The 21286-nt window shown below is 67.0% G+C and carries 17 protein-coding genes; 14 read left to right on the top strand and 3 right to left on the bottom strand.

What is annotated here, in order from left to right; genetic code table 11:
- The first annotated feature begins 14 nt into the window (after positions 1–14).
- The 10 genes from glpD to FL625_RS18240 all read left to right on the top strand — a co-directional run bounded on the left by glpD (position 15) and on the right by FL625_RS18240 (position 10874).
- Positions 15–1661 (top strand): glycerol-3-phosphate dehydrogenase, encoded by a 1647-nt coding sequence (glpD, locus tag FL625_RS10500; RefSeq protein WP_149588627.1) that lies wholly within the window; start codon positions 15–17, stop codon positions 1659–1661.
- Between the two features lie 10 nt (positions 1662–1671).
- Complete coding sequence (locus tag FL625_RS10495; RefSeq protein WP_149588626.1) at positions 1672–2760, top strand: ABC transporter ATP-binding protein; 1089 nt, start codon at positions 1672–1674, stop codon at positions 2758–2760.
- Between the two features lies 1 nt (position 2761).
- Positions 2762–3832 (top strand): ABC transporter ATP-binding protein, encoded by a 1071-nt coding sequence (locus FL625_RS10490; RefSeq protein WP_149588625.1) that lies wholly within the window; start codon positions 2762–2764, stop codon positions 3830–3832.
- A 3-nt stretch (positions 3833–3835) separates the two neighbouring features.
- A complete protein-coding gene (locus FL625_RS10485) occupies positions 3836–4708 on the top strand; it encodes a carbohydrate ABC transporter permease (protein WP_149588624.1) in 873 nt (290 codons plus the stop codon).
- Positions 4708–5511 carry a carbohydrate ABC transporter permease gene (locus FL625_RS10480; RefSeq protein ID WP_149588623.1) on the top strand — a complete coding sequence of 268 codons (804 nt, stop codon included), beginning with the start codon at positions 4708–4710 and terminating at the stop codon, positions 5509–5511. Before FL625_RS10485 ends, FL625_RS10480 begins: the two co-directional genes overlap by 1 nt.
- Before the next feature lie 2 nt (positions 5512–5513).
- Positions 5514–5918 carry a DUF2160 domain-containing protein gene (locus FL625_RS10475; protein WP_149588622.1) on the top strand — a complete coding sequence of 135 codons (405 nt, stop codon included), beginning with the start codon at positions 5514–5516 and terminating at the stop codon, positions 5916–5918.
- Between the two features lie 81 nt (positions 5919–5999).
- Positions 6000–7721 (top strand): ABC transporter substrate-binding protein, encoded by a 1722-nt coding sequence (locus FL625_RS10470; RefSeq protein WP_149588621.1) that lies wholly within the window; start codon positions 6000–6002, stop codon positions 7719–7721.
- Between the two features lie 239 nt (positions 7722–7960).
- Positions 7961–9445 (top strand): glycerol kinase GlpK, encoded by a 1485-nt coding sequence (glpK, locus tag FL625_RS10465; RefSeq protein ID WP_149588620.1) that lies wholly within the window; start codon positions 7961–7963, stop codon positions 9443–9445.
- Between the two features lie 41 nt (positions 9446–9486).
- Positions 9487–10626, top strand: coding sequence for an iron-containing alcohol dehydrogenase (locus FL625_RS10460; RefSeq protein ID WP_235019379.1), 1140 nt, complete (start codon positions 9487–9489; stop codon positions 10624–10626).
- Between the two features lie 71 nt (positions 10627–10697).
- Positions 10698–10874, top strand: a complete 177-nt coding sequence (locus tag FL625_RS18240; protein ID WP_200833926.1) for a hypothetical protein — start codon at positions 10698–10700, stop codon at positions 10872–10874.
- Here the strand turns inward: FL625_RS18240 and FL625_RS10455 are convergent.
- Positions 10871–11644 (bottom strand): alpha/beta fold hydrolase, encoded by a 774-nt coding sequence (locus FL625_RS10455; protein WP_149588618.1) that lies wholly within the window; start codon positions 11642–11644, stop codon positions 10871–10873. The genes FL625_RS18240 and FL625_RS10455 overlap by 4 nt on opposite strands.
- Positions 11645–11754: 110 nt before the next feature.
- Between FL625_RS10455 and FL625_RS10450 the strand changes: the two genes are divergently transcribed.
- On the top strand, positions 11755–12126 hold the full coding sequence (locus tag FL625_RS10450) for a hypothetical protein (RefSeq protein ID WP_149588617.1): 372 nt from the start codon (positions 11755–11757) through the stop codon (positions 12124–12126).
- A 62-nt stretch (positions 12127–12188) separates the two neighbouring features.
- On the opposite strand, the gene FL625_RS10445 is transcribed toward FL625_RS10450, so the two are convergent.
- Positions 12189–13061: a DUF817 domain-containing protein gene (locus FL625_RS10445; RefSeq protein WP_235019378.1), complete on the bottom strand. Its 873-nt coding sequence runs from the start codon at positions 13059–13061 to the stop codon at positions 12189–12191.
- A 1041-nt stretch (positions 13062–14102) separates the two neighbouring features.
- Positions 14103–15398 (bottom strand): serine hydroxymethyltransferase, encoded by a 1296-nt coding sequence (gene glyA / locus FL625_RS10440; protein WP_149588616.1) that lies wholly within the window; start codon positions 15396–15398, stop codon positions 14103–14105.
- A 237-nt stretch (positions 15399–15635) separates the two neighbouring features.
- On the opposite strand from glyA, the gene FL625_RS10435 reads away from it, so the two are divergent.
- The 3 genes from FL625_RS10435 to FL625_RS10425 all read left to right on the top strand — a co-directional run.
- Positions 15636–16157, top strand: a complete 522-nt coding sequence (locus tag FL625_RS10435) for a tetratricopeptide repeat protein (RefSeq protein ID WP_235019386.1) — start codon at positions 15636–15638, stop codon at positions 16155–16157.
- 116 nt (positions 16158–16273) lie between these two features.
- The gene (locus FL625_RS10430) at positions 16274–17032 is read left to right on the top strand and encodes an NAD kinase (RefSeq protein ID WP_149588614.1); all 759 of its coding nucleotides are present in this window, start codon (positions 16274–16276) and stop codon (positions 17030–17032) included.
- Positions 17033–17208: 176 nt separating this feature from the next.
- A partial coding sequence (locus FL625_RS10425; protein ID WP_200833925.1) for a calcium-binding protein occupies positions 17209–21286 on the top strand: 4078 nt, incomplete at its 3' end.

Here is a 21286-nt window from a genome sequence, read left to right as displayed (position 1 = left end):
GCTAAAACGAAAAAATGTCATTGACGTCGTGGTGCCATTCGGCGCAGCTATGCGACGGGGGAGGAACTCAGGTGACAGAGGCATCGGCCGGGGTCGTCAGCGACCTTTTCATCATCGGCGGCGGGATCAACGGCTGCGGCATCGCCCGCGATGCCGTCGGTCGCGGCCTTACGGTGACGCTGGCCGAACAGGGCGACCTGGCGCAAGGCACCTCCTCGGCCTCGACCAAGCTGTTTCACGGCGGCTTGCGCTACCTCGAATATTTCGAGTTCCGCCTCGTCCGCGAGGCGCTGGAGGAACGCGAGACGCTCCTCGTCGCCATGCCGCACATCAGCTGGCCCATGCGCTTCGTCCTGCCGCTCTCGCCCGACATGCGCTTCGACAGCGACACGCCGACCTCGCGGCTCCTCGGCTGGGTCATGCCCTGGGCGCGCGGGCGGCGGCCCGACTGGCTGATCCGGCTGGGGCTGTTCCTCTACGACACGATGGGCGGGCGCAAGATCCTGCCCGCGACGCGCACGCTGGACCTGCGCAATGATCCCGCCGGGCGGCCGCTGAAGCCGAAGTTCACCAAGGCCTTCGAATACTCCGACTGCTGGGTCGAGGATTCGCGGCTCGTCGCGCTGAACGCCCGCGACGCGGCGCAGCGCGGCGCGCGCATCCTGACCCGCACCCGCGTCACCAGCGCCGACCGCCAGGGGGATCTCTGGCAGGTCACCACCGAAGGGCCCCACGGCCGCGAAATCCACCGGGCCCGCGCCCTGGTGAACGCCGGCGGACCCTGGGTCGAAGAGGTAATCCGCAACGTGGCCCGGATCAACTCGTCGGAAGGCGTGCGACTGGTCCGGGGATCGCACATCGTGACGAAAAGGCTTTTCGACCACGACCGCTGCTACTTCTTCCAGGGCTCGGATGGGCGGATCATCTTCGCCATTCCCTACGAACAGGACTTCACCCTGATCGGCACCACCGACAAGGACCACAAGGGCGCCCCCCGGGATGCCCATTGCACCGACGAAGAGCGCGATTATCTCCTGGCCTTCGCCTCGGAGTATTTCGACCGTCCGGTGACGCGCGACGACGTGGTCTGGACCTATTCCGGCGTCCGGCCGCTCTACAACGACGGCGCCAAGTCGGCCACGGCGGCGACGCGCGACTATGTCCTGTCGCTCGACCGGAACGGCGCACCGCTTCTGAACGTCTTCGGCGGCAAGATCACCACCTATCGCCGCCTGGCCGAATCCGCGCTGGCGAAACTCGCGCCCTTCTTTCCGCACGCGAAAGCTGCATGGACGGCCCGCGTGCCCTTGCCGGGCGGCGACTTCCCGCATGACGGGGTGGCGGCGCTGACCGCGCGGCTGAAGCAGAACCACCCGTTCCTGACCGACTACTGGGCTGCTCGACTGGTGCGCGCCTATGGGACCGACGCCGAACGGATCCTGGGCAGCGCCACCACAGCCGAGGCGCTGGGCCAGGACTTCGGCGCCACGCTCAGCGAAGCCGAGGTGCGCTGGCTGATGAACCACGAATACGCAAGCAGCGCGGCCGACGTGGTCTGGCGGCGCTCCAAGCTGGGCCTGCGGATGACCGCCGACCAGATCGAGACTTTGGACCGCTTCATGGCGGACGCCGCCCGGGCCGCGCGCCCGGCGGCGGAATAGGGGGCTGGGAATGACGCTGGAATTGCAGGGGGTTTCACGATCGGTCGCGGGCAGGGTGCATATCCACCCCACCGACCTGACCCTGAAGAACGGCACGATGAACGTGCTTCTCGGCCCCACTCTGGCCGGCAAGACCAGTCTGATGCGGCTGATGGCGGGGCTCGACAAGCCCACCACGGGCCGCATCCTCTGGGAGGGCGCGGACGTCACCGGACAGCGCGTGCAGGACCGCAAGGTGGCGATGGTCTATCAGCAGTTCATCAACTACCCCGGTCTGACGGTTTACGAGAACATCGCCTCGCCCCTGCGCCTGATGGGGCGTCCGGCGGCCGAGATCGACAAGGCCGTCCGCCAGACCGCCGAGATGTTGCGCCTGACCCCGATGCTGCAACGCAAGCCCCTGGAGCTGTCGGGCGGCCAGCAGCAGCGCTGCGCCCTGGCCCGGGCGCTCGTGAAGGGCGCGGGGCTGGTGCTTCTGGACGAACCGCTCGCCAACCTCGACTACAAGCTGCGCGAGGAGCTGCGGGTCGAGATCCCCCGCATCTTCGAGTCTTCGGGCGCGATCTTCGTCTATGCCACCACCGAACCGGAAGAGGCGCTTCTCCTCGGCGGCAACACCGCGACGCTCTGGGAAGGCCGCGTCACCCAGTTCGGCCCGACGCCCACGGTCTATCGGCTGCCCGAGGACGCCCGGACCGCGCGGGTGTTCAGCGATCCGCCGATGAACTTCGTGACCACCCGCAAGGAGGCAGGCCGGCTGACCTTTGGCGAAAGCGCCCACGCCCCTGCCAAGGGCGAAGCCTACCATCTGCCCGACGGCACCTATCAGGCCGGGTTCCGCGCGAACCACGTCACGCTGAACCGCCATTCCGGCGATGCGGTGGAGTTCCGCTGCGTTCTCGGCGCGACCGAGATCACCGGGTCGGAAACCTTCGTCCACCTGACCCACGGGCAGGACCGCTGGGTCGGGCTGGTCCATGGCGTCCATCCCCTGACCGCCGGATCGCAGACCTCGGTCTTTGTCGATCCCGCGCATGTCTATCTGTTCGACTCGACGGGCCGGCTTGCCGCGCCTGCCCCTTATGCGATGGCGGCCTGACATGTCCCGGATCACGCTTTCCAACCTGGCCCACAGCTACCTGCCGAACCCGACCTCGGACGCGGATTATGCGCTGAAGGAGATGGACCATGTCTGGGACGACGGCGGGGCCTATGCGCTGCTCGGCGCCTCGGGCTGCGGCAAGACCACGCTTCTGAACATCATCTCGGGCCTTCTGCGCCCCAGCCAGGGCCGGGTGCTGTTCGGCGACCGCGACGTGACCGACGCGCCGACCACGGAACGCAACATCGCGCAGGTGTTCCAGTTCCCGGTGGTCTACGACACGATGACCGTGCGCGACAATCTGGCCTTTCCGCTGCGCAACCGGGGCATGGATGCGGCCTATATCGCCCGCCGGGTGGACCAGATCGCGAAGATGATCGGCATGGAGGCCGACCTGAACCGCAAGGCGCGCGGGCTGACCGCGGATGCCAAGCAGAAGATCAGCCTCGGCCGCGGCATGGTGCGCGAGGACGTGAACGCGATCCTCTTCGACGAGCCGCTCACCGTCATCGACCCCCACATGAAATGGGAACTGCGCACGCAGCTGAAATCGCTGCACCGCGAATTCGGCCACACGATGATCTACGTCACCCACGACCAGACCGAGGCGCTGACCTTCGCGGACAAGGTCGTGGTGATGCACGAGGGCCGCGTCGTCCAGATGGGCACGCCGGAAGAGCTGTTCGAGACCCCGGCCCATACCTTCGTCGGCTATTTCATCGGCTCGCCGGGGATGAACCTCCTCGACGCCGAGATCGCAGGATCCGAGGCGCGCCTGCAAGGCGTCTCGGTGCCGCTGGGTGCGGCCTACGGGCCAACAACTGGCCGCACCCAGATCGGCATCCGCCCGGACTATGTCGCCATTTCGGACGAAGGGCTGCCGGTCACCGTGAAACGGGTCGAGGACGTGGGCCGCCATCGCATCGTCCGGGCAGAATTCCATGGCCAGCCGCTGAACGCGATCCTGCCCGAGGGGATGACCGTTCCGCCCTACCCCCGCGTCGCCTTCGCGCCCGCCAAGATCAACGTCTATGCCAACGACTGGCGCGTCGCGCCGCTGGGGAGCTGAGCCATGGAAAAGACCCAGAACAACAAGGCCTGGTTCCTGGTCCTGCCGGTTCTGGCGCTGGTGGCCTTCTCGGCCGTCCTGCCGCTGATGACCGTGGTCAACTACGCCTTCAACGACACCTTCGGGAACAACGAATTCTTCTGGGCGGGCATCGAATGGTTCGACGAGATGATCCATTCCGAACGCCTGCGCGCGGCCCTGGGCCGACAGATCGTCTTTTCGCTGATCATCCTGGCGATCGAGGTGCCGCTCGGCATCTTCATCGCGCTCAACATGCCGAAGAAGGGCTTCTGGGCCAGCCTCTGCCTCGTGCTCATGGCCCTGCCGCTCCTCATCCCGTTCAACGTGGTCGGCACGATTTGGCAGATCTTCGGCCGGGTGGACATCGGACTTCTGGGGCACACCCTGGCGGCCTTGGGCATCGACTACAACTACACCAACGATCCCCTCGACGCCTGGATCACCGTCATCGTGATGGATGTCTGGCACTGGACCTCGCTGGTGGCGCTCCTGTGCTATGCCGGTCTCCAGTCGATCCCGCAGGCCTATTACCAGGCCGCCAGGATCGACCAGGCCACGCGCTGGTCCGTCTTCCGCTACATCGAACTGCCGAAGATGAAGGGCGTCCTGCTCATCGCGGTTCTGCTGCGCTTCATGGACAGCTTCATGATCTACACCGAGCCTTTCGTCGTCACCGGCGGCGGTCCCGGCAACTCCACCACCTTCCTGTCGATCGACCTGGCCAAGATGGCCACCGGCCAGTTCGACCTCGGCCCCGCCGCCGCCTTCTCGATCATGTACTTCCTGGTGATCCTGCTGATCTCCTGGGTCTTCTACACCGTGATGACCAATCTCGACCGCGAGGAGGCCCGCTGATGCGCATCCGGTCCAATGCCATCGTGATGACGATCTATCTGCTGTTCCTGCTGGTGCCGATCTACTGGCTGGTGAACATGAGCCTGAAGACGAACACCGAGATCACCTCGTCCTTCACGCTGTTCCCGCAGAACCTGACCTTCCGCAACTACATGGTCATCCTGACCGACCCGTCCTGGTACATGGGCTATGTCAACAGCCTGATCTATGTGGTGCTGAACACGGTCATCTCGATCACCGTGGCCCTGCCCGCGGCCTATGCCTTCAGCCGCTACAGCTTCATGGGCGACAAGCACCTGTTCTTCTGGCTGCTTACGAACCGCATGGCCCCCCCGGCCGTCTTTGCGCTGCCCTTCTTCCAGCTCTATTCCGCGATGAACCTGATCGATACCCACATCGCGGTCGCGCTGGCGCATTGCCTGTTCAACGTGCCGCTGGCCGTCTGGATCCTGGAAGGCTTCATGCGCGGGGTGCCCAAGGAAATCGACGAGACCGCCTATATCGACGGCTATTCCTTCCCGACCTTCTTCGTGAAGATCTTCATGCCGCTCATCGCCAGCGGGATCGGCGTCGCGGCCTTCTTCTGCTTCATGTTCTCCTGGGTCGAGCTTCTGCTCTCGCGCACGCTGACCACCACCGACGCCAAGCCGATCGCCGCGACGATGACCCGGACCGTATCCGCCTCGGGCATGGACTGGGGCGTGCTTGCCGCCGCCGGGGTCCTGACCATCGTTCCGGGCGCGCTCGTGATCTACTTCGTCCGCAACTACATCGCCAAGGGCTTCGCCCTGGGGAGGGTGTGACCATGACCGCTTCGCGCTGGACCACGATCTACCTCGTCATCGCGGCGATCATGCTGGCCATCCTCGCCATGCTCTACGCCGCCGTGCCGGTGAAGGATGGCGTCAAGGACTGGACCGGCCAGCTGATCCCCGGCTTCTGGATGGCCTGGACCTTCCCCGTCGCGCTGTTCTTCTGGTGCATCGCCGCGCTTCTCATCCTGATGACGCTGCTCGCCATCCGCTTCCCGGAGACCCCCCGCGTGGGCATCCTGCGGATCGAGACGACGCGCGGCGACCGGCTGTTCATCACCCTTCTGGGCTCGGCCTTCATCCACCTGGCCTGGCTCTACTTCGCGGGTCCCGACGCACTCTGGGGCGCGCTTCTCCTCTCCCTCGCCTATGCCGCCGCGGTCTTCCGCTGGGTGTAGGCAAGGGGCACTGACGACCCCGGATCGGGCCACCGGACCGGGCAAGACCAAGGCAAACGTCTCAAATCTGGGAGGATTCACATGAGACTTCGCACAACCGCAACCGCCATGGCCCTTGCGCTCATGGCCATGCAGGCCCCCGCCTGGGCCGACATGGAGGCGGCGAAAGCCTTCCTCGATGCCGAAATCGGCGATCTGTCGGTGCTGAGCCGCGCCGAGCAGGAAGCCGAGATGCAGTGGTTCATCGACGCCGCCAAGCCCTATGCGGGCATGGAGATCAAGGTGGTCTCGGAAACGATCACCACCCACGAATACGAATCCAAGGTGCTGGCCCCGGCCTTCACCGCCATCACCGGGATCAAGGTCACCCATGACCTGATCGGCGAAGGCGACGTGGTGGAAAAGCTGCAGACGCAGATGCAGTCGGGCGAGAACATCTATGACGCCTACATCAACGACTCGGATCTGATCGGCACCCACTGGCGCTATCAGCTGGCCCGCAACCTGACCGACTGGATGGCGGGCGAAGGCGCTGCGGTGACGAACCCGAATCTCGACCTGAACGATTTCATCGGGCTGAAGTTCACCACCGGCCCGGATGGCAAGGTCTACCAGCTGCCCGACCAGCAGTTCGCCAACCTCTACTGGTTCCGCTACGACTGGTTCACCGACCCCAAGACCATGGAGGACTTCAAGGCCAAGTATGGCTATGACCTCGGCGTTCCGGTCAACTGGTCGGCCTACGAGGACATCGCCGAATTCTTCACCGGCCGCGACATGTCCTACATCGGCGGCCCGGCGACCGGCGTCTATGGCAACATGGACTACGGCAAGAAGGACCCCTCGCTCGGCTGGCGCTACACCGACGCCTGGATGTCGATGGCCGGCATGGGCGACGTGGGCGAGCCGAACGGCCTTCCGGTCGACGAATGGGGCATCCGCGTGGACGAGAACTCGCGTCCCGTCGGCTCCTGCGTGGCGCGCGGCGGTGCGACGAACGACGCGGCGGCAGTCTATGCCGTGACCAAGGCGATCGAGTGGCTGCAGAAATATTCGCCGCCGGAAGCGCAAGGCATGACCTTCGGCGAGGCCGGTCCGGTTCCGGCGCAGGGCTCCATCGCCCAGCAGATGTTCTGGTATACCGCCTTCACCGCCGACATGGTCAAGCCCGGCCTGCCGGTGATGAACGAGGACGGCACGCCCAAGTGGCGCATGGCGCCCTCGCCGCACGGCGTGTACTGGAAGGAAGGGATGAAGATCGGCTACCAGGACGCCGGGTCCTGGACGCTGCTCAAGTCCACCCCGGTCGATCGCGCCCAGGCGGCCTGGCTCTACGCCCAGTTCGTCACCTCGAAGACCGTGGACCTGAAGAAGTCCGACGTCGGCCTGACCTTCATCCGCGAGTCGACGATCAACAGCCAGCACTTCACCGACCGCGCGCCCAAGCTGGGCGGCCTGATCGAGTTCTACCGCTCGCCGGCCCGCGTCCAGTGGTCGCCGACCGGGACGAACGTGCCTGACTATCCGAAGCTCGCGCAGCTGTGGTGGCAGAACATCGGCGACGCCATGTCGGGGGCCAAGACCCCGCAGGAGGCGCTCGATGCCCTCTGCGCCGAGCAGGAGAAGGTGCTGGAGCGTCTGGAACGTGCCGGCGTCCAGGGCGACATCGGCCCGAAACTGAACGAGCCGCAGGACCCGCAAGTCTGGCTCGACGCGCCCGGAGCCCCGGTCGCCAAGCTCGAGAACGAGGACGAAGAGCCCAAGACCATCAGCTACGACGAGCTGATCAAGTCCTGGCAGTAAGCCGAAATGGTCCCGGGCGGCGCGCACCCGTTCCGCCCGGGACCGATTTCTTCGAAGAAATCGGATCGGAGCCTTCAAAGGCTCCGGTCCGGAGTTTTCAAGAACTCCGCGTCGCGCGACGGGTTTTCCGGCACGGATCCAAACCTTGAGATTTCCCTAACGCCCGCGACCAAGCCCTTGTAATTCTTGCTACTCCAGCGATTGTCCACCGTGGACACATCTTCCGGCAGGCCACAGACATGACCCATATCCTCGCCATCGACCAGGGCACCACCTCTTCCCGCGCGATCCTGTTCGACGCCTCGCTGAGGCCGGTCGCCCAGGCACAGGAAGAGTTCCCGCAAGCCTACCCCCGCCCCGGCTGGGTGGAACATGACCCCGCCGATCTCTGGTCCACCGTCGCGGCCACCGCGCGGGCGGCGATCGAGAAGGCCGGGAAGGGGGCAGGCGAGATCGCCGCCATCGGCATCACCAACCAGCGCGAGACGACGCTGATCTGGGACCGCAAGACCGGCCAGCCGATCCACCCCGCCATCGTCTGGCAGGATCGGCGCACGGCGGACACCTGCGCCGCCCTGAAGGATCAGGGCCACGAGGCGATGATCACCGCCAGGACCGGCCTCCTCCTCGACCCCTATTTCTCGGGGACCAAGGTCAAGTGGCTGCTCGACCATGTCGAGGGCGCCCGCGACCGGGCGAAACGCGGCGAGCTGGCCTTCGGCACCGTGGACACCTGGCTGATCTGGAACCTGACCGGCGGGAAGGTGCATGCCACCGACGCCACCAACGCCTCGCGCACCCTTCTCTACAACATCGCGACAGGCGCCTGGGACGAAGAGATCTGCCGCCTCCTCGACGTGCCCATGTCGCTCCTCCCCGAGGTGAGGGACTGCGCTGCCCCCTTCGGCATGACTCGCCCCGACCTCTTCGGCCGCGAGATCCCGATCCTAGGTGTCGCGGGCGACCAGCAGGCCGCGACCGTGGGCCAGGCCTGTTTCAGCCCCGGCATGATGAAATCCACCTACGGCACGGGGTGCTTCGCGCTCCTGAACACCGGGGCCGACCGGGTGCCCTCGAAGAACCGCCTTCTGACCACCATCGCCTACCAGCTGGACGGCAAACCCACATATGCCCTCGAAGGCTCGATCTTCATTGCCGGCGCCGTGGTCCAGTGGCTCCGCGACGGGCTCAAGATCATCCGCGAGGCGAAGGAGACCCAGCCTCTTGCCGAGGCGGCGGAAGAGGCGCAGGGCGTGGTCCTCGTCCCCGCCTTCACCGGCCTCGGCGCGCCCTATTGGCGGCCAGACTGCCGGGGCGCAGTCTTCGGCCTGACGCGCAACTCCGGCCCTGCCGAGTTCGCCCGCGCGGCGCTGGAAAGCGTGGGCTACCAGACCCGCGACCTCCTGGAGGCGATGCGGGCCGACTGGGGCACCGAGGCGCAGGGCGTCCTTCGGGTGGACGGGGGCATGACTGCCAGCGACTGGACGATGCAGTTCCTGGCCGACATCCTCGGCGCCCCGGTGGACCGGCCCAGGGTGACCGAGACGACGGCCCTTGGCGCCGCCTACCTGGCCGCGATGCAGGCGGGCGTGGCCGGCGGGCCCGAGGAATTCGCGAAGTCCTGGGCGCTCGACCGCCGGTTCTCGCCACAGATGGACGCCGCCACCCGCGACGCGAAATACGCGCGCTGGCGCAAGGCCATCGCCGCCACGATGAGCCTATGACGGCTCCGCGCGCCCGGGAATTTTCGGCGAGAATTCCCGGGTTGCCAGCGGCCTTCGCCATCACCCAGCCCGGCCGCATCCTCTTTGGCAGGGGCGAGGCGGCGAAGGCACCAGGTCTGATCCGCGCCTTCGGTGGCCGCGTGCTGGTCGTCCACGGCGCAAACCCCGCCCGCGCCGCCTGGCTGATCGAGGCGCTGGGGCCGGAGACCCTGGCCCTGCCCTGCGCGGGCGAACCCTCCCTCGCCGACCTCGAGGCCGCCCTGGCCACCGCCCGCGCGTACCGCCCCGACTGCGTGGTGGCCCTCGGCGGCGGGGCGGCGCTGGACCTGGGCAAGGCGCTGGCGGCGCTGATCCCGGCGCCCTCCGGGCCGCTGGATCACCTGGAAGTCGTGGGCAAGGGCCGGCCGCTGACGGCCGATCCACTGCCCTTCGTCGCGATCCCGACCACGGCGGGGACGGGGGCTGAGGTGACGAAGAACGCGGTCATCGCGGTCGAGGGTCGCAAGGTTTCCTTGCGCGACGACCGGATGGTGGCGCGGCTGGCCATCGTCGATCCGGCGCTGACGGACGGTTGCCCGCGGGGGGTGACGCTGGCCTCGGGTCTCGACGCAGTGACGCAGGTGATCGAGCCCTATGTCTCGGTCAAGGCGACGCCCTACACCGACGCGCTTGCGCGGCCCACGATCGGGCCCGGGCTCGCGGCGCTGATCCGGCTGATGCAGGACGAGGACGCAGCGGCGCGCGACCGGATGGCCTGGACCAGCCTCTGCGGCGGGCTGGCGCTGGCCAATGCAGGTCTTGGCGCGGTGCACGGGCTGGCCGGAGTGATCGGCGGGATGACGGGCGCGGCCCATGGCGCGATCTGCGGGGCGCTCCTGGGTCCGGTCCTGGCCGCGAACCGGGCGGCGGCCATGGGCGCGGCGCGCGCCCGGCTGGACGAAGTCTGCGCGATCCTCGCCGAGGTGCTGGGCGTGACCGCCGACGAGGCCCCCCTGGCGCTGCAGGCCTGGGCCCGGGTCTCGGGCCTGCCGGACCTTGCCGCGCTGGGGGTAGAGCCCGCCCGCCATGCCGAGATCGCGGGGGCGGCGCTCTCGGCCTCGTCGATGAAGGGCAATCCGGTGCCCCTCATGGAAACGGCCCTGCGGCAGGTGCTGGTAGCCGCCTCAGCCGCAGCGGATTGACGCCGATCAAGGCGGCAGAGGCGCGGCCCGGATATGCTTTTTCCGATGCGCGACTTGCAGGAGGCTTCGCGATGCGCCTGATGATGATCCTGTTTTCGATGATCGGCACCGCCCTGGCGGGATCGGGGGTCATTCTGGTCCTGACCTTGGGCTATGACACGCTCTGGCCGATCGTCGGGGCGGCAGCGGCCGGAGCGGCCCTTGCCCTGCCGGTCAGCTGGCTGATCGCCCGGCAGATCGAAGGCTAGGCTTCCAGAAAGACCCGGACGGTCTCCTCGAACTCGCGTGGCTTTTCGGCATGCAGCCAGTGGCCCGCGCCGGGGATCTTCGCGAAGCGCGCCTTCGGGAACAAGGCGCGGATCGTCTCGCGGTGTTCGGGCAGGACATAGCGGCTTTCGGCGCCGGTCAGGAACAGGGCGGGGTGGTCGAACACGCCCAGGGTTCCCGGCCAGCCGACGATCTTCGGCATCTCGGCTTCCAGCACCGGCAGGTTCAGCCGCCAGCGCGGCGGGCGCTGGCGCAGATCGAGCGATTGCAGGAAGAAGGCGCGCAGGGCGGGGTCGTCGATCCGGGCCGACAGGGCTGCGTCCGCCTCGGCCCGCGTGGTGATCCGCGACAGGTCGATCTCGGCCATGGCACGGGCGTTGCGGGTCTGGTCATGGGCATAGGCCACGGGGGCGATGTCCGCGACGATCAGGCGGCGGATCAGCTCGGGGCGGGTCAGCGCGAGTTGCATCGCGGCCTTCCCTCCCATCGAATGGCCCAAGAGGTCCACCGGCTGCGGCCCTAGGCTCTCGATCACATCGGCCAGGTCGGCGGCCATCTCGGGATAGCTCTGGGTCGGAAAGCGCGGGCTATCGCCATGGTTGCGCATGTCCACCGCCACCACCTCGCGCCGGTCGGCCAGGCGGCGGGCTATGACGCCCCAGTTCCGGCCCGAGCCGTAGAGGCCGTGCGCGATGACCAGGGTCGGGGCCTCGGGGGCCGCTGCGGCGGGGTGGCGAATCGTGGCGAGCATGGGTTTTCCATAGCGATTTCGAGAGCTTCAGGCCAGTGAACCCGACGCAGGGCGGTTGATCGTCCCGGCAAACGACACTAGGTTCTGCGGGGGCGGTGGAGGGTGACAAGATGAGTGCGGTGACGATCCAGCAGATGGCGGATCGGGTGGCGCAGCTTCTGGAAGAGAGGCTGGGGCTGGGCGGCAAGGGACTCGCCGCAAAGCTGAAGCGGGCCGGTCGCCTCTTGCCGCGCAAGGTGCGCGATGCGGGCAGGCTGCTGGCCGGCGCGGCCCAGAAGGCGCAGAACCCCAAGCTTCTGGGGCAGATCGACATGGGCGAGGTGACCGAGGCCTACGATGTCTGCCTGAAGCATCTGATCGCGATCGACCCGGTGAGCCGCCGGCGCGACCTGTTCGCGGGCATTGTCGGCTCGGTCGGCTTCGGGGTGCTGGTGCTGGCCGTGGCCATCTTCGGCTTCCTGGCCTGGCGGGGCTACTTCTGAGACCCTGTCCACGGTGGACAGGGCCGGAGTGGTTTCCAGAACAAGGGCCTGGGTTTCAGCCTTTACGATTTCGCAAGGATTTCCCCGGATGGGCCCGGGTCCAGTGCCCGGGCATGCAGCGCCCGGCGGGTGACCAGCGTCACCGTGACGAAGGCGACGTAAAGCAGCAGATACCACGAGCCGAGCTTGGCGAAGCTGACCATTTCGCCCTGGATCTGGCCCGAGTAGATCCAGGTGCCGGTCGCGGTGCCCACGTTCTCGGCCACCCAGAGCGCCAGCGCCGACAGGAAGGCGGCGACGGGCAAGGGCATCCACCAGTGCCGGTCGTGGATGCGGAACCAGATCCGCGTGCGGCCGTAAAGCGCCACGGTCGCGACGAACAGCGCCAGGCGGATGTCGGGCAGGAAATGGTGGGCGAAGAAGTTGAGGTAGATCGCGGCGGCCAGCGCCACGGTCAGCGGAAAGCGCGGGTAGGGCGCGAAGGCCATGTCGAAAACGCGGATGACGCGCGCCATGTAGCTGCCCACGGCGGCATACATGAAGCCCGAGAAGAGGGGCACACCCATCAGCTTGAAGATCCCCGGCTCGGGGTAGGCCCAGGAGCCGGCGCTGACCTTGAACCATTCCATCGCCGTGCCGGTGAGGTGGAACAGGAGAATGACGCGGGCTTCTTCCCAGGTTTCCAGCTTGGTCGCAAGGAAGACCCCTTGCGTGGCGATGGCAAACAGGAACAGCGCGTCATAACGGTGGAGCGGCCAGTCTGGTTGCCAGATGGCCTTGGTCCCGAGGATCGCGAGGAGGAGGAGACCGCCGAAGAGGCAGGCCCAGCCCTGTTTCAGGACGAACATCACGAGTTCGGCCACCGCGAAGGGCAGCCGGGCCCGGGCCCAGTCGCCCATGCGGTGTTCGAGGGAGCGGGTGTCGGGGGTGGTCATCTGGCCCTGCCGGTTGAGGTCGGCGGATGTGACTGGGGAAGGGTCGCGGCGTCAAGGTGGGGATCGCCCGAGGGGTCAATGCCTGCGGTCAAGGAAAGCTTACGCGAGTTTTCTCAAGGGGTGCCGCAACGGGTGCCACAAGGAGCATCAGCCCCTTGGGAACGCTGTGTTAACCAGATGAATTCCGGGGGAAGACGGCGTCTTATTACCATTTTCCTTGCGTCTTCCTGCCGTCTCTACGCGCGCCGGGGGGGTGGGACGTCAACCATGCGCGGCGAACCTGGCCATATTCCTTCATATTTCTCAGTACTGCCTTGTTGAAACGTGTGTCGCACAGTTTTGCTCTTCAGTAACTGGTTGTCTTGCCACGTCCGCATGGAGCGCATAGTTTTACCTTTGATTTGTTGCGTCTCCAGAAGGATACATGAATGAAACTTCAAGATTTGGCTTTCCATGATGTATCGGATTTATTGAAGACTTGGGGGGGGTTGCTGCTAATACTCTTACGATTGCCGGAGCTATCTTGCTGCTTCGCGATATTGGGTGCGGTCAGCAATCTTTGTCTTGGAATTTTTGGGCAGGTTGGGTGACATTGGCAGGCATATGTCTTGTTCTGTTGCAGATTCATGTCTGGGCAGAGCAAAATTACCCGCGATGTGTAATCTGCCGCTGGGTGTTCAGTCTATTGATGCTATTAATCGTTGTGATTGGCATCTTCCCGGGCGGAATCTTGCTTGCTGCAACTTGCCGGTGATCGGGGTTCCCTTTGGCCGATTGTGTTTCAGGGTGGACCGCTCCTAGCGGCACCAAGCCGGAATAGAAGAGATTTTCGCCCGGAATCCAAGCGCAATTGCGCCGCTGGGCGGTGCCCTGCCCACCCCCCGGAAAGGCGCTTTGCAACGGCATTCATCCAAACTTCGGCTGATGAAGTGGCGTTAAAGAGCGACTACATCGACTGTCGTGGTGCCTGCTCGATGGAGGACACGGCCCTTTCGGTCGCAGCAATGTGGACAGTTTACCCACCCTGCCGGGCGTTCGCCCTTACAGCTCGGGGTAGATCGGGAAGCGCTGGCAGAGCGCCTCGACCTCGGCCTTCACCTTGGCCTCGACCGCGCCGTTGCCGTCCTCGCCATTGGCGGCGAGACCATCGACGACCTCGATGATCCAGCGGGCGATCTGGCGGAATTCGGGTTCACCGAAGCCGCGCGTCGTGCCTGCCGGGGTGCCGAGGCGGACGCCGGAGGTGATCGTCGGCTTTTCGGTGTCGAAGGGGATGCCGTTCTTGTTGCAGGTGATATGCGCGCGGCCGAGCGCCTTTTCGGTCGCGTTGCCCTTGACCCCCTTGGGACGCAGGTCCACCAGCATCAGATGCGTGTCGGTGCCGCCGGTGACGATGTCGAGCCCGCCCTTCATCAGCTCGTCCGCGAGCGCCTGAGCGTTCTTCACGACCTGCGCCTGGTAATCCTTGAAGCCGGGGCGCAGCGCCTCGCCGAAGGCCACGGCCTTGGCGGCGATGACATGCATCAGGGGCCCGCCCTGGATGCCGGGGAAGATCGCCGAGTTGACCTTCTTCGCGATCTCCTCGTCGTTCGTCAGGATCATGCCGCCGCGCGGGCCGCGCAGCGTCTTGTGCGTCGTCGTGGTCGCCACATGGGCGTGCGGGAAGGGCGAGGGGTAGAGGCCCGCTGCCACGAGGCCCGCGAAATGCGCCATGTCCACCAGGAGGTAGGCGCCCACGCTGTCGGCGATCTCGCGCATCCGCTTGAAGTCGATGATGCGGGGGATGGCCGAGCCGCCGGCGATGATGAGCTTGGGCTTGTGCTCGGTCGCGAGTTCCTGGACCTGGTCGTAGTTCAGCGTCAGGTCCTGCTTGCGCACGCCATACTGCACGGCGTGGAACCACTTGCCGGACTGGTTCGGCGCCGCGCCATGGGTCAGGTGGCCGCCCGCATCCAGCGACATGCCGAGGATGGTGTCGCCGGGCTTCAAGAGCGCCTGGAACACGCCCTGGTTGGCCTGGGAACCCGAGTTCGGCTGGACGTTGGCGAAGCCGCAGCCGAACAGCTTGCAGGCGCGTTCGATCGCCAGGTTCTCGGCGATGTCCACATACTGGCAGCCGCCGTAATAGCGCTTGCCCGGATAGCCTTCGGCATACTTGTTGGTCATCACCGAGCCCTGCGCCTCCATCACGGCGCGGGAGACGATGTTCTCGCTGGCGATCAGCTCGATCTCGTGCCGCTGGCGGCCGAGCTCCTGGGTGATCGCGCCGAACAGTTCCGGATCGCGGGAGGACAGCGGTTCGGTGAAGAAGCCGGTATCGCGGTGGGGGGCGTTCATCGTCAGGTCCTCCGGGCGTGGGTGTGCGGCGGTATTTAGACCAAGCGGATGCGACGGGAAAGGCAAGAAAGCGACAGGTCCGGCACCGGCCGCGAAATATTCTTGCCGCAGGTGACGGACGCGGCTGCGCCCTCGCCCCACAGCGGCATCTGTCGCCGGCTTGCGGCGGGATGCGTCCATGGTCAGAGTGCGACGTGAAAGACCTTGTGCCGGGAAGGAGGCAAGTCTGTGACGGGGATGGTCGTCCGTGCGTCCTTGCTGGCGCTTGTGCTGTCGGCGTCTGCTGCCCGTGCCGACGATTGGCAGGCTTGTCATGCCGGCGACCAGGATGCCTGCCTCGCCGGTTCGCGTGCGGCGCAGGCGGCCGGCGACGATGCGCTGCTTCTGAAATTCATCCGCAAGGGGTGCGACCTGGGGAATGTCATCTCATGTTCGGATCTCGGGATGAGCTATCTGGTCGGTCTCGGCCAGGCGGCCGATCCGGATCGGGCGATCCCGCTGCTGCGGGATGGGTGCGACAAGGGCTATGGCCGGGCCTGCGGCAACCTTGGTTGGGCCTATTACACCGGCACCGGGCTTGACCGGGATCCGGCGCAGGCCGCGCGTCATTACCGGCTGGGGTGCGACGGGGGCAGCGGTCCTGCCTGTCGCAACCTGGGCCTGATGTATCAGGCGGGGGACGGCGTGCCGCAGGATGGCGCCCGGGCGACCCGGCTGTTCGACCGCGCCTGTGACCTGGGTGTGGACAGCCTCTGCTGAACGGGCAGCCGGCCAGGGCCGGAGGAACTGGCGGGCGTCGGGCTGGATGCGGGGACAGGGGTTGAGTTCGCTGCGTGTCCCGGACAAGACTGGGCAGCCGGTCGGGAGGGGCTCAAGTGCGCATCAGATTCACGGCGAGCAAGGCAGAGGCGGCGGTCAAGGCCTTTGCGGCGCTGACGGCGCGCTACGGCCAGGCCGACGCACGGTCGGCCGAGGTGATCGTGGCGCTGGGCGGCGACGGGTTCATGTTGCAGACCCTGCACGCGGCGCATGGGCGGCGGTTGCCGGTCTATGGCATGAACTGCGGCACGATCGGCTTCCTGATGAACGCCTATGCCGAGGACGGGCTGATCGAGCGGCTGCGGGCGGCGGAGGAGACGGTGATCAATCCTCTGGCAATGCGGGCGCAGAATGCGAAGGGCCGCGTGACCGAGGCGCTGGCGATCAACGAGGTTTCGCTTCTGCGCCAGGGTCCGCAGGCGGCAAAGCTGCGGGTTTCCATCGACGGGCGGGTGCGGATGGACGAACTGGTCTGCGACGGGGCGCTGGTGGCGACCCCGGCGGGATCCACCGCCTACAACTACTCGGCGCATGGGCCGATCCTGCCCATCGGGTCGGACGTGCTGGCGCTGACCGCGATGTCGGCCTTCCGACCGCGGCGCTGGCGGGGGGCGCTGTTGCCCCGGACAGCCCTGGTGCGGTTTGACGTGATCGAGGCGGAGAAGCGCCCGGTCATGGCCGATGCCGATAGCCGGTCCTCGGTCCGCGATGTCGTCAGCGTCGAGGTGCGCTCGGAGGACAGCGTGCGCCACCGGCTCTTGTTCGACCCCGGTCACGGGCTGGAGGAACGGCTGATCGGCGAACAGTTCGTCTGAACGCCTGCGTCGCGCCGACCCGGATTGGCCGGTGCGGAGCGCAGTCGGGCCTGACCGCTCGGCTTTGCCGAAAATCCTGTCCACTTGCCGCGTTTCCGCCCTGATCGGATCACCCGGCATTAGGACTTCGACCGGCATCCTTACCCTTGGGTACATGGGTGTGTTCGGGGCCGGAAGTGATCAACTTTCTGGTGGTGGAGACGTTCACGGCGGCGCCGCTGAACGTGATCTCCGGAATCTGCGATCTGGAGCTTGTGGTGCAGGGCGGCAAGACGCTGCTTTACACCGCGACCCGGGCTGGCGGCGGCGTCCTCGCGCTGGAAGTCGGGGCGTCGATGACGCTGCTCGACCAGGAAAACATCGCCCCCGGGACAGCCCTGCCGGCCCCGGCAACGATCGAGACCGTGGTCATCAACGGCACCACCCACCTGATCGTGACCGGGGCGAACCAGGCCGGGGTCAACGCCTTCGGCATCTCCGGGACCGGCGCGCTGAACAGCCCGATCCAGCTGCCGGGCAGCCTCTCGGGCGCGATCTCGGCACAATGCGTGGCGCAGGTCGGCGGCACGACCTATTTCTACGCCGCGCGGATGGGCGACAGCACGATCCACACCTATTCGGTGGCCGCCAACGGCACGATGACCCTGGTCGGATCGAAGGTGCTGGACGGTCCGCATACCGGCATCGACATCGGCGACATGATCCCGGTCACCGTGGCCGGGCAACGCTTTCTGGTCAGCCTCTCGCTGGAGGCCGACGTGGTGCGCGCCTTCCCGATCGCCGCCAACGGAACGCTGGGCAATCCGACCGTGATCGGCGCGCCGCAGGGGCTGGGCATCGCCGACCCCTCGGCGGTCCGGGTGGTCGAGATGGCGGGGACCAGCTACCTGCTCGTCGCCTCGCCCAATTCCTCGTCGATCAGCGTCATCGCCCTGACTGCCGACGGGGCGATGACCGTGACCGACCATGTGATCGACACGCTGGATACCCGCTTCCAGTCGGTGCTGACGCTGGCCACCGCCCAGGTCGGCGACCGGGTCTTCGTCATCGCCGGCGGTGGCGACGACGGGCTGACGGTGATGACGCTGATGCCCGACGGCCGGCTGGTCAACTGCGGCCAGCTCCTCGCCGGCCAGGGCCTGCCCTACGACAACATCACCGCCATGACCGCGCGGGTGGTGAACGGGGTGATCGAGCTGTTCATCGCCACCGAGGGCGCCGGCATCACCCGGTTGCAGATCGACCCCGGCACGCTGGCGCCCATCCAGAGCGGCGGGGCTTCGGGCGACACGCTGACTGGCGCGGCCGGATCGGACATGATCGTAGGCGGCGACGGAGCCGAGGTGATCCAGGGCGATCAGGGCAACGACATCCTGGCGGATGGCGGCGGCTGCGACACGCTGTACGGCGGGGCGGGGGCCGACATCTTCGTGCTGGGCGCCGATGCCGCGCATGACGTGATCGCCGACTTCCAGTTCGGCATCGACCGGATCGACCTGTCTGCCTGGGGCCGCATCCATTCGCTGGCCGCGCTGACCATCACCGCCACCGCCATTGGCGCGCTGATCTCCTACGGCGACGAGACGCTGGAGCTGATCTCGTCGAACGGCATGCCGCTGATGCCGGGCAATTTCCAGCTGCGCGATTTCATCGGCCTCTGGCACGCGCTGCCGACGCCGCCCGACCCCGAGAACATGCTCTATGGCACCAACCAGATCGACTTCATCACCGGAACGGCCGGTGATGACCTGTTCCTGGTCTCGACCGGGGCGGACACGATCAACGGCGGCGCGGGGTTCGACACCATCGTCCTCACCGGGGCCACGGCCGGGGTCCGGGTCAACCTCGATGTGCCGAGCCAGAACACGCAACTGGCGGCCGGGCAGATCTACATCTCGATCGAGGGGATCACCGGATCCCACTTCTCCGACACATTGACCGGCAATGCGGTCGACAACCGGATCGACGGGCTGGACGGAAACGACCGGCTGAGCGCCGGCGCCGGCGCCGACAGCCTGTTCGGCGGCAACGGCAACGACACCCTGCTGGGCGGGCTCGGGGCCGACATTCTGGACGGCGGCGCCGGCCGTGACCGGGCCAGCTACCGCGAGGCAACGACCGCCGTGCTTGCTGATCTGGCCAATCCGGGCCTGAACACCGGCGAGGCGGCGGGCGACAGCTATGTCTCGATCGAGGACATGGAAGGCGGCGCAGGCGCGGACACGCTTCTCGGCGACGCGCAGGCCAACGTCCTGCACGGCGTGGACGGGCACGACCGGCTCGAGGGGCGCAGCGGCAATGACAGCCTCTATGGCGGCGACGGCAACGACACGCTGATCGGCGGCGAGGGCGCGGACCGGCTGGAGGGCGGCAACGGCATCGACATCGTCAGCTACGATACGGCCACCGCTGCGGTCCGGATCGACCTGGTCACGTCCAGCCAGAACCAGGGCGAGGCGCTGGGCGATGTGTTCCTCACCATCGAAGGGTTCATCCTGACCGCCTTCGCCGACAGCTTCTCGGGCTCGACTGCGGCAGAGACTGTCCAGGGTGGAACCGGCAATGACACCCTTTCGGGCCTCGGCGGGGCCGACTGGCTGACGGGCGGGGCGGGCAATGACCTGCTTTACGGCGGTGACGGCGACGACACGCTGATCGGCGGCGCGGGGGCGGACCGGCTGGAAGGCGGGGCGGGAGTGGATCTGGCCAGCTATGCCGGGGCCGCGGCGGGTGTGCTGGCCGACCTGACGACGCCCGGGCTGAACACGGGCGAGGCGCAGGGCGATGTGTTCGTGGCGGTCGAGGATCTGGAGGGCACGTCCTTCAACGACACGCTTGCCGGCGACACGGCCGCAAACCGGCTATACGGCGGGGAGGGAAACGACAGCCTGTCCGGGCGGGCGGGGAACGACATCCTGTTCGGCGGCGATGGCAACGACGTCCTGTTGGGCGGCAGCGGGTCCGACATCCTCTACGGCGGCGCAGGGTTTGACATCGCATCCTACGCCGACAGCACCACCGCCTTGCGGGCCGATCTGGAGACTCCGTCCCTTTCCACCGGCTTTGCGCTGGGCGATCTGTTCCATGAGATCGAGGGCGTGACCGGCGGCAGCGGTGCCGACACGCTGCACGGCGACGGGCAGGCGAACCTGCTGGCGGGCGGGCTGGGCAACGACATACTCGAGGGCCGGCTAGGCAACGATACGCTCTACGGCGAGGACGGGCTCGACAGTCTTTACGGCGGCGATGGCGACGACCTGCTGGATGGCGGGGTCGGCAACGACCGGCTGGAGGGCGGCAGCGGGAACGACCGTCTGCTCGGCGGGGACGGCAACGATCTTCTCTATGGCGGTGATGCCGAGGATGTGCTGGAGGGCAGGCTGGGCGACGACATGCTCTTCGGCGGTCTTGGCAACGATCTCCTCGACGGCGGGGCCGGCAACGACCGGCTGGAGGGCGGGTCGGGCCTCGACACGATCCTCGGCGGCGACGGCAACGACCTGCTGTATGGCGACGACGACAGCGACTGGCTGGATGGCGGGATCGGCAACGACACGCTCTATGGCGGGACGGGCGACGACAGCCTCGACGGCGGCACCGGGTCGGACCGCCTGGAGGGTGGTCTTGGGAATGACCTCTACATCATCGACGTGGCCGGGGATGTGGTGGTCGAGGCCGCCGGCGCGGGGACCGACACGGTGCGGACCACGCTGGTGAGCTGCACCCTGGGCGCCAACCTGGAAATCCTGGTGTTCACCTCGGCGGTCAGCGTCCTGGGCGCCGGCAACACGCTGGACAACACCTTGGCCGCGGGGGCGGGAAACGACACGCTGTCGGGGCTGGCGGGGCTGGACTGGCTCTATGGCGACGCCGGCAACGACAGCCTTGACGGCGGGGACGACACCGATGCGCTCTGGGGCGGCACGGGCGACGACACGCTGATCGGCGGCAACGGCGGTGACAACCTGCAAGGCGAGGTGGGCAATGACCGGCTCTACGGCGGCGCCGGAGTGGACTGGCTGTTCGGCGGCGATGGCGAGGACCGGCTGGAAGGCGGCACCGAGACCGATGCGCTGTTCGGCGGCTTCGGCAACGACTCGCTCTACGGCGACAACGGCGGCGACAACCTCGACGGCAGTTATGGAAACGACCTGTTATACGGCGGGCAGGGGATCGACTGGCTCTATGGCTCGTTCGGGGAGGATTCGCTCTATGGCGGGACCGAGACCGACGCGCTGTTCGGGCAGGAGGGTC

Origin of the sequence: Tabrizicola flagellatus, from assembly GCF_008271465.1 — a bacterium.
GTDB lineage: Bacteria > Pseudomonadota > Alphaproteobacteria > Rhodobacterales > Rhodobacteraceae > Tabrizicola > Tabrizicola flagellata.
This window is presented reverse-complemented; position numbering and strand designations above follow the sequence as displayed.

Excerpts from the sequence above, each read along its gene's own strand:
- FL625_RS10470 (WP_149588621.1), top strand. The coding sequence starts at position 6,000 with ATGAGACTTCGCACAACCGCAACCGCCATGGCCCTTGCGCTCATGGCC.
- glyA (WP_149588616.1), bottom strand. The coding sequence starts at position 15,398 with ATGAACGCCCCCCACCGCGATACCGGCTTCTTCACCGAACCGCTGTCC.
- FL625_RS10435 (WP_235019386.1), top strand. The coding sequence starts at position 15,636 with ATGGTCGTCCGTGCGTCCTTGCTGGCGCTTGTGCTGTCGGCGTCTGCT.
- FL625_RS10490 (WP_149588625.1), top strand. The coding sequence starts at position 2,762 with ATGTCCCGGATCACGCTTTCCAACCTGGCCCACAGCTACCTGCCGAAC.
- FL625_RS10495 (WP_149588626.1), top strand. The coding sequence starts at position 1,672 with ATGACGCTGGAATTGCAGGGGGTTTCACGATCGGTCGCGGGCAGGGTG.
- FL625_RS10485 (WP_149588624.1), top strand. The coding sequence starts at position 3,836 with ATGGAAAAGACCCAGAACAACAAGGCCTGGTTCCTGGTCCTGCCGGTT.
- FL625_RS18240 (WP_200833926.1), top strand. The coding sequence starts at position 10,698 with ATGCGCCTGATGATGATCCTGTTTTCGATGATCGGCACCGCCCTGGCG.
- FL625_RS10445 (WP_235019378.1), bottom strand. The coding sequence starts at position 13,061 with ATGACCACCCCCGACACCCGCTCCCTCGAACACCGCATGGGCGACTGG.
- glpK (WP_149588620.1), top strand. The coding sequence starts at position 7,961 with ATGACCCATATCCTCGCCATCGACCAGGGCACCACCTCTTCCCGCGCG.
- FL625_RS10455 (WP_149588618.1), bottom strand. The coding sequence starts at position 11,644 with ATGCTCGCCACGATTCGCCACCCCGCCGCAGCGGCCCCCGAGGCCCCG.
- FL625_RS10475 (WP_149588622.1), top strand. The coding sequence starts at position 5,514 with ATGACCGCTTCGCGCTGGACCACGATCTACCTCGTCATCGCGGCGATC.
- FL625_RS10450 (WP_149588617.1), top strand. The coding sequence starts at position 11,755 with ATGAGTGCGGTGACGATCCAGCAGATGGCGGATCGGGTGGCGCAGCTT.
- glpD (WP_149588627.1), top strand. The coding sequence starts at position 15 with ATGTCATTGACGTCGTGGTGCCATTCGGCGCAGCTATGCGACGGGGGA.
- FL625_RS10480 (WP_149588623.1), top strand. The coding sequence starts at position 4,708 with ATGCGCATCCGGTCCAATGCCATCGTGATGACGATCTATCTGCTGTTC.